Source organism: Clostridioides sp. LIBA-2809 (assembly GCF_056688965.1).
The window spans coordinates 3,751,553-3,767,880 of the sequence record NZ_CP197004.1; the positions used below are offsets into that span (position 1 = coordinate 3,751,553).

Annotated in this window: 14 protein-coding genes; 3 read left to right on the forward strand and 11 right to left on the reverse strand. The window is 28.7% G+C overall.

The window, feature by feature from the left end; translation table 11 throughout:
- From ACTG44_RS17720 to ACTG44_RS17750, 7 genes are all read right to left on the reverse strand, one after another.
- Window positions 1–1,584: an N-acyl-D-amino-acid deacylase family protein gene (locus ACTG44_RS17720; RefSeq protein ID WP_479919483.1), complete on the reverse strand. Its 1,584-nt coding sequence runs from the start codon at window positions 1,582–1,584 to the stop codon at window positions 1–3.
- A gap of 15 nt (window positions 1,585–1,599) precedes the next feature.
- On the reverse strand, window positions 1,600–2,787 hold the full coding sequence (locus tag ACTG44_RS17725; protein ID WP_479917558.1) for a YgeY family selenium metabolism-linked hydrolase: 1,188 nt from the start codon (window positions 2,785–2,787) through the stop codon (window positions 1,600–1,602).
- A 195-nt stretch (window positions 2,788–2,982) separates the two neighbouring features.
- Entirely contained in the window at window positions 2,983–4,197 is a 1,215-nt protein-coding gene (dpaL, locus tag ACTG44_RS17730; RefSeq protein ID WP_479917559.1) for a diaminopropionate ammonia-lyase, read from the reverse strand.
- 761 nt (window positions 4,198–4,958) lie between these two features.
- Window positions 4,959–5,339: a DUF3139 domain-containing protein gene (locus tag ACTG44_RS17735; protein ID WP_479920960.1), complete on the reverse strand. Its 381-nt coding sequence runs from the start codon at window positions 5,337–5,339 to the stop codon at window positions 4,959–4,961.
- 352 nt (window positions 5,340–5,691) lie between these two features.
- The gene (locus tag ACTG44_RS17740) at window positions 5,692–7,494 is read right to left on the reverse strand and encodes a sigma 54-interacting transcriptional regulator (protein ID WP_021386118.1); all 1,803 of its coding nucleotides are present in this window, start codon (window positions 7,492–7,494) and stop codon (window positions 5,692–5,694) included.
- A 393-nt stretch (window positions 7,495–7,887) separates the two neighbouring features.
- On the reverse strand, window positions 7,888–8,265 hold the full coding sequence (locus ACTG44_RS17745) for a RidA family protein (protein WP_003421988.1): 378 nt from the start codon (window positions 8,263–8,265) through the stop codon (window positions 7,888–7,890).
- Between the two features lie 361 nt (window positions 8,266–8,626).
- A complete protein-coding gene (locus ACTG44_RS17750; protein ID WP_021386123.1) occupies window positions 8,627–8,770 on the reverse strand; it encodes a hypothetical protein in 144 nt (47 codons plus the stop codon).
- A 345-nt stretch (window positions 8,771–9,115) separates the two neighbouring features.
- On the opposite strand from ACTG44_RS17750, the gene ACTG44_RS17755 reads away from it, so the two are divergent.
- Window positions 9,116–9,601 (forward strand): hypothetical protein, encoded by a 486-nt coding sequence (locus ACTG44_RS17755; protein WP_479920961.1) that lies wholly within the window; start codon window positions 9,116–9,118, stop codon window positions 9,599–9,601.
- A gap of 203 nt (window positions 9,602–9,804) precedes the next feature.
- On the opposite strand, the gene ACTG44_RS17760 is transcribed toward ACTG44_RS17755, so the two are convergent.
- The 4 genes from ACTG44_RS17760 to ACTG44_RS17775 form a co-directional block, all read right to left on the reverse strand.
- Window positions 9,805–10,344: a flavodoxin family protein gene (locus tag ACTG44_RS17760; RefSeq protein WP_479919486.1), complete on the reverse strand. Its 540-nt coding sequence runs from the start codon at window positions 10,342–10,344 to the stop codon at window positions 9,805–9,807.
- Between the two features lie 16 nt (window positions 10,345–10,360).
- Entirely contained in the window at window positions 10,361–10,750 is a 390-nt protein-coding gene (locus tag ACTG44_RS17765) for a MerR family transcriptional regulator (RefSeq protein WP_021386116.1), read from the reverse strand.
- A gap of 230 nt (window positions 10,751–10,980) precedes the next feature.
- The gene (locus ACTG44_RS17770) at window positions 10,981–12,102 is read right to left on the reverse strand and encodes an aldo/keto reductase (protein WP_021386128.1); all 1,122 of its coding nucleotides are present in this window, start codon (window positions 12,100–12,102) and stop codon (window positions 10,981–10,983) included.
- A gap of 164 nt (window positions 12,103–12,266) precedes the next feature.
- Window positions 12,267–13,652, reverse strand: a complete 1,386-nt coding sequence (locus tag ACTG44_RS17775; protein ID WP_479920962.1) for an MATE family efflux transporter — start codon at window positions 13,650–13,652, stop codon at window positions 12,267–12,269.
- A gap of 180 nt (window positions 13,653–13,832) precedes the next feature.
- On the opposite strand from ACTG44_RS17775, the gene ACTG44_RS17780 reads away from it, so the two are divergent.
- A complete protein-coding gene (locus tag ACTG44_RS17780; protein WP_021386127.1) occupies window positions 13,833–14,171 on the forward strand; it encodes a winged helix-turn-helix transcriptional regulator in 339 nt (112 codons plus the stop codon).
- 194 nt (window positions 14,172–14,365) lie between these two features.
- Window positions 14,366–16,027: a cell wall-binding repeat-containing protein gene (locus ACTG44_RS17785; RefSeq protein ID WP_479920963.1), complete on the forward strand. Its 1,662-nt coding sequence runs from the start codon at window positions 14,366–14,368 to the stop codon at window positions 16,025–16,027.
- The last annotated feature ends 301 nt before the right edge of the window (window positions 16,028–16,328 follow it).

Consider the following 16,328-nt stretch of genomic DNA (forward strand, 5'->3'; position numbering starts at 1 on the left):
TTAATTTTTAAGTACTTTCCCTGCTTTAATTTTATTGTATTTTCCTTCTTCAACAACACAATTTCCATTTATAATTACATAATCTATACCTGTAGGGTACTGCATAGAGTTGATAAAATCGTCACAACCAGTAACTGTATCCTTATCAAATATAACTATATCTGCAAAATATCCTTCTTTCAATTCGCCTCTATCTTTTATACTAAAGCTTGTAGCTGCCTTTTTAGTCATTTTATAAACAGCTTCTTCAATTGTTAACACGTTTAACTCTCTAACATATCTTCCTAGTATTTTAGGGAAAGAACCATAAGCTCTTGGATGTGGTTTTCCTGCTAAAAGACCATCTGTACATACATTTTGCTCGTCTCTTTTCATAAATCCTATTATGTGTTCTTCTAATCCATAGAAATCTACCATTCCAACTGCATTTTCTTCTTCTTTTAATAAATCAAACGTTGCATCTAATGGGTCTTTTCCTCTCATTTTTCCAATTTCTAACAAGCTCTTACCAATTGTATCTTTATTTTGTTCTGTCTTTACACTTGTTACAAATATTTGGTCTATTCCTGCAAATTCTATAAAGTTATCCCAACCTTCTATTCCATTTGCTATATCTTTTTTCATTTTTGCTCTTTCGTTTTCATCACTTAATCTTTCGATTAACTTATCAGTTCCTCCAGAATGTGCCCAAGGAGGTAAAACTACTCCAAGCATTGTACTTCCTGCCGCATATGGATATTGGTCAAAAGATACTCGTATGCCTTCTTTTTCTGCTTTTTCTAAAAGCTCTATAACTTGAGGTATATACTTCCAATTTGATTTACCACAAACCTTAAAGTGTGAAAAATGAACTTTTACTCCTGATTGTTTTCCAATTTCTATGATTTCTTCCATTGATGTTAAAATTGTATCCGCTTCACTTCTTTGGTGAACTACAAATACTCCATCATACTTTGCTACAACCTTACACATTTCTATAATTTCTTCTGTCAATGAATATGCACAAGGTATATATATAAGTCCAGTAGACAATCCTATAGCTCCTGCTTTTAATTCTCTCTCTGTGATTTCACACATCTTTTGAATTTCTTCTTTAGTGGCAGGTCTATCTTCAAGCCCCATCGCTTCCATTCTAACGTTTCCATGAGGTACTAAATAAGTTTCATTTAAACCTACCCCATTGTTATCCATCATTTTTAGATAATTCTCTGTTGTTTCATATTTCCAATCAATTTCATCACTTTCACCATCTAGGCCTGCTAAATTTTTTCTCCAAGAAGATATATGTTCTTGAGGTAGAGGGGCCATAGATATACCATCTTGGCCCAACACTTCTGTTGTAATTCCCTGTCTAATCTTTACCTCATTATATGGATTAACTAAAATAACTAGGTCTGAATGGCTATGAGTATCTATGAAACCTGGACATATAACTCTACCTTTTGCATCTATAACTTTGTCAGCTTCTTCATTTAAATCCTGTGATATTTTTAATATCTTCTCATCTTCTATTAAAATATCTCCTTCATATGCTGGTGTTTTACTTCCATCTACTATAAGCCCATGTTTTATTAAAGTTCTCACAAAACCATCTCCTAATTATTTTTTGTAAACTGATTTTAATATACCATAATATCCTTCTGCACCTTTGAATAATTGGTCTAATTCTATATACTCATCTATTGTGTGAGCAAGATTTTCTTTAGAAGGACCAAATCCTATTGTTCTTATTCCAGCCTCACCTGCATAATGGCTTCCATTTGTACAGAATGAGTATTGAGTTATTTCTGAATCTATTCCAGCTTCTTTTAATCCTTTATATGCTGCTTGAACAAATTCATCCTCTTCGTCATATAACCAGCCTGGGAAGAATCTTTCACTTTCTATAGTATTTCCTGTATAACAATCAGCTTTTTCAGCTGCATAAGAAACTTTTGCATTTAATTCTGCATCTTCTTTCATCATTTCATCTAATAATGCTTGTATTGGAGCTAATACTCCTTCTCTTGTTTCGCCAACTAATAATCTTCTGTCAAAAGTTGCTTTACAGTAATCTGGCACTACTGAAGCCCCTGGATATGGAGAAGATTTTATATCTGTTAAAACTAGTATTCCATCACCTAAAACTGGATGAGTTGGAGGTACTAATTGTTGTATCTTTTGGATTACATTAGCCATTTTATAAACTGCATTTACACCTTTTTCTGGATTAGCAGAGTGAGCTGGTTTACCAAAAGTCTCTACTACTATTTCTCCTCTACCTCTTTGACCAATCTTTAAGTTTAATTCTGAAGATTCACCTATTACAACATAATCAGGCTCAACAGCCTTACTTATTTCTCTAGCTGAAACTCCTTCAAATATTTCTTCGTGAACAACTCCTGCTACGTATAATTCACCTTCAAAATCTTTGTTAGTATCTTCTGCAAAGTATGAAACAGCTGCCATCATAGCACTTACTTGCCCTTTCATATCAGAAGTTCCTCTACCATATATTTTTCCATCTACTATTCTCGCTTCAAAAGGAGGAACGCTCCATTTACTTGCATCTGGAACTGGAACTGTATCTATATGTCCATCAAATAATATTTTCTTACCTGGTTTGTTTCCTTTTATACATCCTACTATATTTCCATATCTATCTCTTGACCAGCTATCAAAACCTAGTAAAGCAAAGTTTTCTTCTATTGCTTTTACTACATTTTCTTCCTGACCTGAATAACTAGCATTTCTTATTAAATCTTGGCATACTTCAGTTAATTGTTTTTTTCTTGTTTCATTTAACATTTTGATATTCCCCCATATAATTTTTAATTTGTTGGTGTTTCACTTTGACATTTTACTTTTTTAATTTATTCATACTCTACTTAATTTATTGATTTTTGACTTCTTTACATTTTATTTATTAATCTTTTATTTAGACTTTATTTTAATTTTAGTTAGCTCTTATTCTGATTTTATTTAGTTCTTATTTTAAGTCTTTTATTTACTTTGGCACTCACCATTCCAAACTATATCTTTATACTTATCAGGGTCAGTGTCTCCTTCTGTACTTATTAATAATACTTTAGAATTCTCATCTAATTTTAAAGCTGCTCTTAAGTCTTTTAAATCTTCACTTTCAAGAATTGAAACTAATGCTCCAGTTGTAACTGCTCCAGATTCTCCAGAGATTACTTTTTCATCTCCTCTTAGAGGATTTCCTAGTATTCTCATACCTTTAGCAGAAACCCAGTCTGGTGCTGAAACGAATGCTGATGAATAATTTTTTAACACTTCAAACCCTATAGTATTTGGCTCTCCACAAGCAAGACCAGCCATTATAGTTGGCATATCTCCTCCAACAAATCTTGGTTTTCCATCTCCTGCTTCTGCTGATTTATAGTAACAATCAGCTTCATCAGCTTCTACTACTACTGTTATTGGGCATTCATCATATATTGAAGCAACATATCCTTGAACTGCTCCAGCAAGTGAACCAACTCCTGCTTGCACAAATACGTGTGTTGGTCTGTCTACTCCATATTCTTTTAATTGCTCTATAGCTTCTTTAGCCATAGTTCCATATCCTTGCATTATCCATGCTGGTATTTCTTCATATCCGTCCCATGCTGTATCTTGAACCATTACTCCATGGTCATCAGCTTCTGCATAATCATTAGCTAATCTTACTGCATCATCGTAGTTTAAGTCTGTTATACTAGCATCTGCTCCTTCTCCTTTGATTTTGTTTAATCTAAATTCAGAAGAACCTTTTGGCATTAATACAACAGATTTTTGACCTAATTTATTAGCTGTCCAAGCAACTCCTCTACCATGGTTTCCATCTGTAGCTGTAAAGAAAGTTATTTCTCCTAACTTTTCTTTTATTTCTTTTGAAGTTAATTTGTCATATCCTAACTCAGATATATCTGTATCTAATCTTTGAGCTAAATATCTACCCATAGAGTAAGAGCCACCTAAAACTTTAAATGCATTTAATCCGAATCTATAAGATTCATCTTTAACATATATTCCGCTTACTCCTAGTGATTTTGCTAAGTTATCTAATTTAACTAAAGGAGTTTTTTCATATTGTGGAAAGCTCTCATGGAAAGCTTTAGCCTTTGCAATCTCTTCATCTTTTAAAAATTCAATACCTTTTTCTTTTTCCTCAGATTTAGGTAGATTATTTAATTTCCATTTTATTTCTCTCATTTATTTTATATTCCCCTTTCAAATTTTTCGGTGTCATTTTAATTTTTTATCTTTGTGTCTTAATAGTAAAGCAATTACTATGCCAATATTATTTATTCTAAAAATATTTTTTTTATGTTGGAATTACATACTTTTATAAAATTTCTTTAAATTTTATAAATTATGAATGTGAAAAATAAGATTTATAAAAGAAAAAATTCTCATATTGGGAAATTTTTATCAATACGAGAATTATCAATTCGAGAAACCGTTTCTTTGTTTTAATTTTTCCTTTATTATGCTCTTATTCTTTATATGTCTATTATTTTGTCAGATATATTACTGCCTTTATTTTCTATAACTTCTATTTCACTTTAACTTTTATTTCACTTTGTCACTGAACATAATGCCTTCATTTGCGAGTTTAAATTTACCTGATTACTTTGAAGAACTGAAACAGTGTTTAAATATCCTTTTTCCTTTAAGACTAGTTCCACTAAATACTTTTTTTATATAGTCAAATTACCATTTTAGCTATATTTTAACATATAGTCAATTTTTTAAAAATATATAACATTACTTATTTGTATATTTACATTAAAATACATAATATCAATTATAAAAAATCCGTTTTATACCTCAATTAGCTTAATTATAATACACAAATAATAAAATAATGTGTTATTTGTAGTAAAGGTAGACAATTAAGAGTTAATACCAACAAATTAATGTAAAAATAAAAAAAGAGTCTATTTTCATAAGACTCCTTTTTCTTTTATAGCTTATTTATCCAAGTAGATTGGCGGATATTTTAAATTTCTAAGTTCCTTATCAGCCTTTAATTCATGACCATCATTTAAGTCATATATTTGTAATAAAACCTTGTTTACGTATAAAGCATGATAATCATCACTATAAAAGTATTGATATTCATATTGAGGGTCATTTTTATAATATACCTTATAAAGGATACCCTTGTAACTTGCTTTTTTTGCTTTTTCTTTTATGATTTTACTTATATCGTCTTTTGAAACTCGCTGCTCTACCATGTATTTATTAATACGTTTTTCAGCTTCATTCCAGGGTTTAAAGGATTTATCATATACAAAAAATCCTGTAAATCCTATAATTAATACTAGTAAAATAACTCCATATTTTTTCATATAAACCTCCTTATTTCAATAAAAATTACCATATAAATTTATTACAGTAAACTTTGAATAGAAGATGAATGTACTTTCTTCTTCCATATATTTTTACTTATCAAGTATTTATTAATTATTTACCATACTACATTCGTCTGTAACTAATCCTTCTCATAAGTATCCAAAAATTTATAAATTCTTATGACACTAAAAAATAAGGACGTTATCTTCTGTTAATAAAAAGATAACATCCTTATTTTTTAGTATCAATATATATGACCCAACTAGTAGTTCAATCGACCCAACTGTCATTATTTTAGTCCAATTGTATATATGTCTAGTCTAAAGTTTTCTTACTTCGTATTTTAAGTTATTGCTGTTCCTCTTCTAATTTTCTATATAATGTAGCCAAACCGATACCTAAGTCTTTCGCTATTTTTTTCTTTGTCTTTGTATCTCTTCCATACTTATTCAACAACTTACTTATATAAGTCAACTCTAATTCTTTGATTGAAAGTATCCTTTCTTGATTTTCTACTATACCTTCAACTATATCATCTTCAAAGGTTCCATTTGTACTCTTACATGCATTTCCATTAATATTATAATAGTTCAAAATATCTAATGGAAGCATATCTTTGTATATTATTCCATCATCTCCAACTAAATTCATCATATACTCAACTGCATTTTCCAGTTCCCTTATATTTCCCGGCCAATTATAGTTAATCAACATATTCATCACATTTTTTTCTATTTTATTCAATTGAATACCTAATTCTAAAGAATATTTAGAAGCAAATTTCATCATTATTGCTTCAATATCATCTTTTCTTTCCCTAAGAGGTGGCAAATTTATAGGAATTACATTTAATCTATAATATAAATCATCCCTAAACTTACCTTCATTTACTAATTTCAGTAAATTCTTATTTGTAGCGGCAATTACTCTTATATCTAAATCAATAAGTTTATTTGAGCCAATTCTTGCAAATTTTCTCTCTTGTAAGACTCTAAGTAGCTTTGCTTGTAGAGGCATCGACAAATCTCCCATTTCATCAAGAAATATCACACCTTCATTTGCAAGTTCAAATTTTCCTACCTTACCGCCACTACTAGCTCCACTAAATGCACCCTTTATATATCCAAATAGCTCACTTTCAAGAAGATTTTCTGGAATAGCAGCACAGTTTATAGCAATAAATGGCTTATTCCACCTACTACCCTCTGCATGTATAGCTCTAGCAATTAGTTCTTTACCTGTACCACTTTCACCAGTTATAAGAACAGTTGAATTTGATTTTGCTAATTTCTTGGTTCTCTCTTTAACTTTCACCATCGCTTCTGAATTTCCAATTATAGACTCTATATCACTATTTCCCCATCCACTATTAACTTTTCCATGTCCTTTGTGGTTGATATATGTCTTGTCAAATATTATTATTTTGTCATATTGATTTATATATGGATATACGGGAATTATTTTGGCATTTATATTATAAATCTTGCTATCAATATCAATTTCTAGTAATTCATGTCCATTTGAGGAGGATTCAACAGATACTATATTTACTATATTTTCTATTATATCTTTCTCAATGTCTAATTTTTTTAGAGCTATATTGTTTATGTATGATATTTTGCTATTTATATCTAGAATAATAACGCCTTTTTCAACATTTTCAATTATTTCTATCATCATATTCATTTTTCTGCTACTATTTTTTGACACCTCATGTTCTTCTATCTTCATGGAAATTAAATCGCATATATGATTGACAAATTTTAGATAATTATCTATTTTTGCACTTATTTCTACTTTTTTAGTTTTATCTGTACTAATAGCTCCAATTACCCCTATAGTACGATTATTATATTTTATTGGTACTGCTATTATTACTTTATTTAGGCATTTCATGTAATGGGAACATTCTATACAAAGCTGATTATCACATATATCCAATACGACTAATTCCTGACCTGTCTGTATAACTTTATCATAGATAAATCCTTCAGTAACAACGCTTTCATTTATCTTTGATTTATATAGACCTGTGCCACTAATCCTTATTAATCTATCATCAACTATTTCAATATCTACATCTAACACACTAGCTACTGTTTCAGTGTATTTTATCATTTCTTGTTGAAATTCTTTTAATTTACTTAACATAGTTTCCCCCATTATAATTTAATTTACCAAATTATCAGTTTAGCTATATTTTAACATATAGTCAATCTTTAAAATATATATAAAACATTACTTATTTATATATTTGGATTAAAATACATAATATCAATTATAAAAAAATTGTTTTATATTGTGATTACATTAATTATAATATAGAAATAATAAAATGAATCATAATACAATAATAAAATACAAAAAAGCCTTCCCCATATAACAAATATATTTTTGGCACAAAAATATACATTATATGAGAAAAGCTCAATAGTTAAATATTTAGATAGATTTTTATATAGACTTTTTTAATATAAACTTTTTTAATTGTAGACTTTTTTTATTAGTTTTTAATTTTCATTAGTTTTGTTATTGGTTTTATTGTTATAATACTGCCATTGCTTCAATTTCTAAAACTGCATCTTTTGGTAATTGAGCAACTTGTACACATGATCTTGCTGGTGGATTTTCTTTAAAATATGTAGCATACACTTCATTAATATCATTAAAATCTTTTAAATCTTTTACGAATACTGTAGTCTTAAATATTTTATCCATACTTGTACCAGCTTGTTCTAATATTGCTTTTACATTATCTAAAGAAGCTTTTGTTGCTTCTTTTGGGTCAGATACTAACTCACCAGTTTTCATATCTATTGGAAGTTGACCTGATGTAGAAACTATATTTCCAACTTGTATCGCTTGAGAATATGGTCCAATTGCTCCTGGAGCTTTCTCTGTAGCTATTACTACTTTTGACATAATTTCACCTCCTATTATTAGGTTATATTTACAGGAAAATAAAATTTCCTAAACACCAATATCAATATGAACCTTTAGATTAAATTTCAAATCTAAAACTTCAAATAATCAATACTTAGATGATTATATTTATTTGTGTCCATGTTAACTTTTATTAAAGCAATTAACATGCCAAATTTTACCTATATATAAAATTTTGTGAAGTCATTCAAACCAGCTACATCTAAATATTTTTATAAAAAAACGCTTCAAAATTATTTTTCGTAATGTCAAATTTTTTCTCATATCTAGAAATTTACCAACTTGAGAATTCTTGTTTTGAGAATTTATATGTTAAAACCAGTTTTTTAATCCTAAATTATCAAGTTATTATGTATGAAAGAACTATAGTTGACAATCCAACCACTATAAATAGTAAAACCTTTACCCAAACCTTATTTACTCTAGTTATCATAGAACCTATTGAAAATATAATAGCTAAATATAATAGTAACCAAAAAATCATCAATACCCATCACCATTGCTGAGAACTCACAAATCCCTCTTTTAATAACCTTACTTCATAATATTATTCTTCTCATAATAAATTTATAATCTATCAGTAAATTATTATGTTGATTACCTCTCAGCAACTTTCTCCTTTCATATTTTTTAAATCTTTTATAGAATTGTATCATGTCTAAGTGAATTTTCATACTATTAAGTCTTTTTTATAATAAAGCATTAGCTCTTATTCTATGCCTAATAATGTAAGATTGTAGTTATTTTATTGATTTTAATAAATTTATTTAATATACTAATATTAATTATTTTTATGTGAAATTATTATTTATTAGGGGGATTTTTTAATATGGGTAAAAGTGAATTAACAGCAGAAACAACAGAGGAAATGTTAAAGGTATTAAGTGGTAAAGATTATAATGTTGCTTGTGATTTACATGAACTTGGTAAATCATTAGATTGCAAAATTGAGCCAAAGACAGGTGCTCGTTCTTACAAGATAGTATATTCCACTAAGAAACCAAAACGTAGCCTATTTACTATAGAATGTAACGAAAAAAAATGGAGAGTTAAAGCAAATCTTTTTCATCTAAATACATATAAAAATGTTGTAGAAGAATGTTCTAAAACTATTAAGGAAAGTATCACTAAAACTCGTACTTGTAAAAAATGTAATCCAAAGTGTATTGGTGGTTCTTCATTTGAATTAGATGGAAAGTCTTACTTGACTTGTATAGGAAGTGGTCATTATTTTGCAAATATGGAAGAAACTGATTGGAAAAACTTAGAAAAATTAATTATTAAGGAAAATAATATCATGCAAGAATCTTTATAATTTTTTATGATAATTATTAAGATATATGAGTGATACTAAATATTTAGATAATTATCATAAAATAAATGGAGTGTCCCAAAATGAACTTTTTAGTTCATGAGGCACTCTTTTTTGTATGAACTCAAATATATTTTCATAATTTCAACAATAAAAAAGAAGCTTATCTCTATTTTGAGATAGCCCCTTTATTATATACAAACATACTATGCCAACTTGCCCATTTCATATGCCTGTTTCATTGACTCACTTCCCTTAATATCACCTATGTGCCAAGCTCCTACACCATATACTATACCTTTTTCCTTAGCACCATTTAAACATGATGTAAACCCTCTAAATCCTTCTATTGTTCTTTCCATATCATCCACATTATTGTCTGCTGCTGCAACAATAAAATAGAAATCTTTATCACAAATTTCAGTATATCTAGAACAAGTTCTATCAATCATAGTTTTCATTTGTCCATTCATAGTATAAAAATAAACTGGAGTTGCCAAAACAATCACGTCTGCTTCAATCATTTTTTCAAGAATTTCTCCCATATCATCCTTCTGTGGACAACTTGCTCCTTTTTCATAACAAGCACCACATCCAGTACAGTAGTTAACATCTTTATCTTTTAGAAATATCTTCTCTACTTTATGTTTTGATTCTAATGCCCCTTGCATAAATTGGTCACACAATAAATCAGAATTTCCACCTTTTCTAGGGCTTGCGGATACTATTAATACATTTTTACTCATAATATACTTCCTCCACTTATTTATTTATACTGCTTTCTAATGTCTTTTCTTTTTCAGCAAGACCTTCTTCATATCTATCAATCTTAAAATTTAATCGTTCCAAAGTTTTTTGCATTTCTTCCATTCTTTTCGCTAACTGATTTCTCTGCTCTATTAAAAGTTCTTTTCTCGCTTTAATAGTACTATTTCCCTGTTGAAACATAGCCACATATTCAATCAATGTCTCAATAGAAAGTCCTGCACTTCTCATACATTTTATGAAATTAACCCACTCGCAATCTTTTTCTGTAAAGGACCTAATCCCACTTTTATTTCTACCTACAGGTGGTATCAGACCAATTCTTTCATAATATCGTAAAGTATCTGCTGAAAGCTCGTATTTTTTGCTAACTTCTGAAATCGTCATACATACATACCTCTCTCTTGATATTGTATAGATTAAAATATCATTAGATAATTCAAATAATATTCTATAGAAATTTCTTATTCTGTTTAGCCATAGTTAGTAACTTCTGAACCTCCCATGACTAAAATCACAAGTGTACGTAACTATTTTTTAATCAAAACTACTTACTCTATTTATCTACATGTAATTATTTTTTAAAATTATTTATCCTTCTTATTTATAGCTACTAATTATTTTTCAAAGATTTCTGCCACATCCTTTAAAGCATCTATAATTTTAATATGTTGTGGGCAACTTTCCTCACATTGTTTACATCCAATACAATCTGATGCTTTGCCATAAGTCTTAGTATAGTTATTATAGTAAACCATCTGTGTTGAAAATCCAGCATTAATAGCTTGTTTTTCTGAATTATACAATGCAAAATAGTTTGGAATAGCAATATTTTTTGGACATCCTTCTACACAATACTGACATGCAGTACATGGAACTGCAATTGATTCATTGATAATTTCTACAGCTTCGTCTATAACATCATATTCTTCTTTTATAAATGGTTTAAAATTTTGCATATATCCTGTATTGTCTAATAATTGTTCCATATTTGACATTCCACTTAAGACCATCATAACATTGTCTTTACTTGCTGCAAAACGGATTGCCCAAGATGGTATTGACATATCTGGATTATAATCATTGAATAACTTCTCTGCCTTTTCTGGTACCTTTGCAAGTGTGCCTCCTTTTACTGGCTCCATAACAATCACAGGCTTATTGTGCTTTTCTGCTATCTCATAACATTTTCTAGACTGTATACTTTCATTGTCCCAGTCTATATAGTTAATCTGTAATTGAATAAAGTCTACTTCTGGATGCTCAGTCAAGACTTTATCTAATAATTCTGCACTATCATGAAAAGAAAAACCAATATTCTTTATTTTCCCTTCTTTTTTCTTTTCTTCAATAAACTTAAAACTATCAAATTTTTTGGCTACCTCATAATGTGATACACCTATATTGTGTAAAAGGTAATAATCAAAATAATCTACACCACACTTTTCTAACTGTTCATTAAAAATAGTCTCTTGTTCTTCTTTTTTCTTTAAAACCATTAATGGCAGTTTTGTAGCTACAGTAAAACTATCTCTTTTATGTCTCTTTACTAAAGATTCTCTCAGTGCTATCTCACTTTTTCCCATATGGTATACATAAGCTGTATCAAAATATGTAAATCCTCTCTCCAAAAAAGTATCAATCATTTTATTTAAATATTCCATATCAATAGTTGTAACATCATTCTCATCTTTTATTGGTAAACGCATTAATCCAAAACCTAATTTTTTTGCCTCCATTGTTTTACTTCCCCCTTTAAATCTTATTTAATTTATTCCTTTTTAACTTCTCTTTTAAATCTATACAAATCTTGTATAACTATACTTTACTACTTGGAGTTAACTTCAAGTCAATAGCTTTTTTTATTTTTAGCCCAAATATTATAAAAATATAGTTTTTAATATTAATCCAAAGCATGTTCTTTCCACTTTCCACTTTTCCAACGCCACAAAAAACAGATACTTCGGAAAATCCAATCCATAAGCATTGCTATAAATACACTCAAAACACCAATTCCTACCACATAAGCTAATAAGTAGCTACACCCAATACGAAAAATAAGCATAGAGAAAATAGAAATAATCATAGGATACCTTGCATCACCAGAAGCTCTAAATGAATTTGGCAATACAAAGGAAAGAGGCCAAACAGTTATCCAACCACTAATATGGATAATCATAATCTCAAAAGCCAAATAAAATGTGATATTGGATAGATTGTAAAGATTAAGAATAGGATTTAATAGAAGTAAAATTCCTAAATTAAGTATAGCCATATAAAACCAAGATAATCTAAGCAGATACTTTGTATATAAAGTGGCATGTCCGAATTCCTTAGCACCTACACATTGAGATACTACAATAGTGATTGCTAAACCTAATGCTTGACCTGGAATGGTAGCTACATTAATAAGGCTTCCTGTTACGGCATTTGCTGTAATTGCACTTGTTCCAAATACAGCAATTAAACTTGTAAGAATTATTCTTCCTATTTGAAAAATACTGTTTTCTAAACTGGCAGGAATACTGATTTTTAAGATATTTTTGATTGTATTTAAGTCAATATCCCAAAAAGAATATGAACGAATAGAAATTGTTAATTTCGGATTACGTAACATAAGTATAGTTGTTGTAGCTCCAACAATTCGTGCAGTTAGAGTACCTATCCCAGCTCCTAATACACCCAATTGCAAACCGTATATTAGTAAAGCATTTATCCCTATATTGATTACATTCATAATAAGGGAATTAATCATAGCAGTTTTAGTATCTCCCATTGCTCTAAACAAAGCTACTGATGAACTATAAACAGCTATAAAAGGAAAGGAAACTGCTGTTATATAGAAGTATATTCTAGCGTTTCTCATGACATCATGCTCTATAGTTCCAAAAAACAACGATAAAAGTCTGTGATTAAAAATCAAGCAAATTGTCATAAATAACACAGATATTCCAAAGCTGACAGTCAACAGCTGTTTTCCAGCAAGATTACTCTTTTCTGAGTTTTTGCTACCTAGATATTGACCTGCTACTATAGCTCCTCCAGCAGCAAGAGCAGTTAATAGGTATATAAGCAAAGTATTGATGGTATCTACAAGAGAAACACCAGAAACTGCACTTTCTCCAACTGAAGATACCATTAACGTATCAAACATACCTATTGATAACATCAAAGTCTGCTCAATCATCAAAGGAATAACTATTTTTTTCAAACTTTGTTTAGAAAACATCCCCTTTTGAAAAACATCTATTTTCTGTAAGTCTTTACTTATTTTTTTTATTTTTGCCATAACACAACTCTCCCCTATCAATAAAATTCTTTCAGGGCTAATGATAGCATTGCATATTGAAATCGAAAAGTACTGTCTTTTTATGTTTATAGTATCAAATATGCTACTAAGTATCTCAAAATAAAGTGTGTTGAATTTAAAAATACTCTGCTTTATACTTAAATTCAAGGAGATGTTTTTATGAAAAATAATTCATCAAAAGTTGAACGATGTGAAACGATAGTCAAGATACAAAAAATATTAGGAGGCAAATGGAAAATTGAAATTCTCTACTATATATCTTTAAAAACAATACGATTTGGAGAACTACAGCGACAGATTGGAAACATTACTCAATCTACATTAACAAAACAACTTAGAGAACTAGAATCAGATGGTTTTATTTCTAGACATATTTATGAAGAAATCCCACCTAAGGTAGAATATTCTCTAACAGATTTAGGAATAAGTTTTGTTCCCGTTTTAGAACATATGAAACAATGGGGAAAGACTCATTTATCAAATGATAAAAATGAATAGTGTATACCCCTTTTAAAAAGCATTTTCCTTTTTATATTTATGATACAATATTGAATATAAAAAGGAAAATTTTGTTTTTAAATAATCTTATCTGTTGATTTTATAGTATCAGATTTAATATCAGCTTACTTTTAAGATTATATTTTACTAAGTAACGCTAAATAATAAAATTTTAAAGATTGTGAGGTAAAAATATGAATAAGAAAAATTTAGCTATATTAGTATCGGGTATGATGTTTTTTTCTAGTTTTTCAGTAATCTTTGCAGATAATGCTACAAAACAAGAACGACTAATAGGTAAAACAAGATATGAAACAGCCGTAGAAGTAAGTAAATTGGGGTGGGTTCAATCAAAAACAGCTATTCTAGTTAATGGTAACTCTATTCAAAGTGCTCTTTGTGCAAATCCATTTGCTATACTAAAGAATGCACCTATTCTTTTAGTAAACAGTAATAGTATTGAGAGTTCGACTAAAGCTGAACTTAAAAGACTTGGTGTAGAAAATGTGTACATAGTAGATAGTGGAAATAGTATTTCTGCTAAAGTAGAAAATGAGCTAAAATCAATTAACATAAAAATAAATAAAGTCGCAGGAAATAATATATATGAAATGTCTACAAATGTACTTAAAGAAATAGATAAAATAAAAAAAGTAGAAAATGTTGCTGTTGTAAATGGATTAAATGGGTTATCTGATGCAGTTAGCATAGCTTCTCCAGCAGCAATACATAATATGCCTATAATACTAGTATCAGATGAAAACAGTAATGATAGTAGTGTAAATTTCTTAAACAATAGGTTTATAAAAAAATCTTACATAGTTGGAGGAAGTAAGGTTTTATCAGACAATACAGTAAAAAAATATCCAAACAGAGAAAGAATTAGCGGTTTGGATAGAAACAATACTAATGCAAAAATTATTGAGAAATTTTATAAAGACAAAAAAATAAATAATGTATTTGTAGCTAAAGATGGTATTAACCAAGAAAATGCACTAGTAGATTCATTATCAATAGGAGTACTAGCTGCTAAAGAAAATTCACCTATAATGATATCTAATGGTAGCCTCGTAAATAGTCAAAAGGAATTTATTGAAAATAAAGATATAGATGAAATAACACAAGTAGGAGGAGGATATAACCAAAAAGCGTTTGAAGATATTTTAAAATTAAAAAATGTCGACATAAGAAATAAAACTAAAAAAGTATCTTTAATACAGGCTAAAGAACTATTAAAACAAGCTCTTCCAGGAAGTAATATTTTAGTTTGTTACTATGATGAAGATGATAATAAATACGACTGCAAAGTTATAAAAGATAATGTCCTATATGAGATAGAAATTGATGCCTACTCTGGTAAAATAATAGAAATTGAAAAAGATGATGACTTAAATGATAGTAATTTAGGTACAAAAAATATATCATTGGACAAAGCTAAATCTATAGCACTAGATACTGTTCCTAATGGTAATTTAATCTATTGTAAATATGATGCTGAGGATAATGAATATGAAGCTAAAATAGTAAAAGACAATAAAACATATGAATTAGAGATAAATGCATTTGATGGAAGAATTGTAGATATTGACATGGACAATGATTCTGATGATGACTTTGATGATAATGATAATAATCACAATAATAACTCTAATACTAATGATAACAATTCTATTATTAGTGCTGAAAAAGCTAAATCAATAATGCTAAGTAAAGTTCCTAATGGAAAAATAGTAAAATTTGAATATGATAAAGATGATAAAGAATATGAAGGTGAACTAATAAAAGGAAATACTGAATATGAGATAACAATCAATGCAATTACTGGTGAAATATTGGAATTTGAAATAGACAATTAATAAAATATATACTTTATTAATTATCACAAAGCCATAAATACTGGATTATTCCGTATATATGGCTTTTTTTATTTTTGTTTTTTAAATGGTTTATCCTCTCACATCGCTATATCTATACACATGTCTTTTAACTCAAATCTAATAAAAAGTTTAGTAAGTACTATATATCCTTATGATAATCTACTCCTTCAATTCTTTGATAATAATTCCCTTTCATCTACAAAATACAGTAAAAAGATTAAATTAAAACCCAGTCTTTTCTCACAACATCTAGAAAAGAAAGGTTTTTAGATAATATTTT

Excerpts from the sequence above, each read along its gene's own strand:
- ACTG44_RS17750 (WP_021386123.1), bottom strand. The coding sequence starts at position 8,770 with ATGATTTTTTGGTTACTATTATATTTAGCTATTATATTTTCAATAGGT.
- ACTG44_RS17770 (WP_021386128.1), bottom strand. The coding sequence starts at position 12,102 with ATGGAGGCAAAAAAATTAGGTTTTGGATTAATGCGTTTACCAATAAAA.
- ACTG44_RS17760 (WP_479919486.1), bottom strand. The coding sequence starts at position 10,344 with ATGAGTAAAAATGTATTAATAGTATCCGCAAGCCCTAGAAAAGGTGGA.
- ACTG44_RS17765 (WP_021386116.1), bottom strand. The coding sequence starts at position 10,750 with ATGACGATTTCAGAAGTTAGCAAAAAATACGAGCTTTCAGCAGATACT.
- ACTG44_RS17745 (WP_003421988.1), bottom strand. The coding sequence starts at position 8,265 with ATGTCAAAAGTAGTAATAGCTACAGAGAAAGCTCCAGGAGCAATTGGA.
- ACTG44_RS17755 (WP_479920961.1), top strand. The coding sequence starts at position 9,116 with ATGGGTAAAAGTGAATTAACAGCAGAAACAACAGAGGAAATGTTAAAG.
- ACTG44_RS17740 (WP_021386118.1), bottom strand. The coding sequence starts at position 7,494 with ATGTTAAGTAAATTAAAAGAATTTCAACAAGAAATGATAAAATACACT.
- dpaL (WP_479917559.1), bottom strand. The coding sequence starts at position 4,197 with ATGAGAGAAATAAAATGGAAATTAAATAATCTACCTAAATCTGAGGAA.
- ACTG44_RS17725 (WP_479917558.1), bottom strand. The coding sequence starts at position 2,787 with ATGTTAAATGAAACAAGAAAAAAACAATTAACTGAAGTATGCCAAGAT.
- ACTG44_RS17780 (WP_021386127.1), top strand. The coding sequence starts at position 13,833 with ATGAAAAATAATTCATCAAAAGTTGAACGATGTGAAACGATAGTCAAG.
- ACTG44_RS17775 (WP_479920962.1), bottom strand. The coding sequence starts at position 13,652 with ATGGCAAAAATAAAAAAAATAAGTAAAGACTTACAGAAAATAGATGTT.
- ACTG44_RS17735 (WP_479920960.1), bottom strand. The coding sequence starts at position 5,339 with ATGAAAAAATATGGAGTTATTTTACTAGTATTAATTATAGGATTTACA.
- ACTG44_RS17785 (WP_479920963.1), top strand. The coding sequence starts at position 14,366 with ATGAATAAGAAAAATTTAGCTATATTAGTATCGGGTATGATGTTTTTT.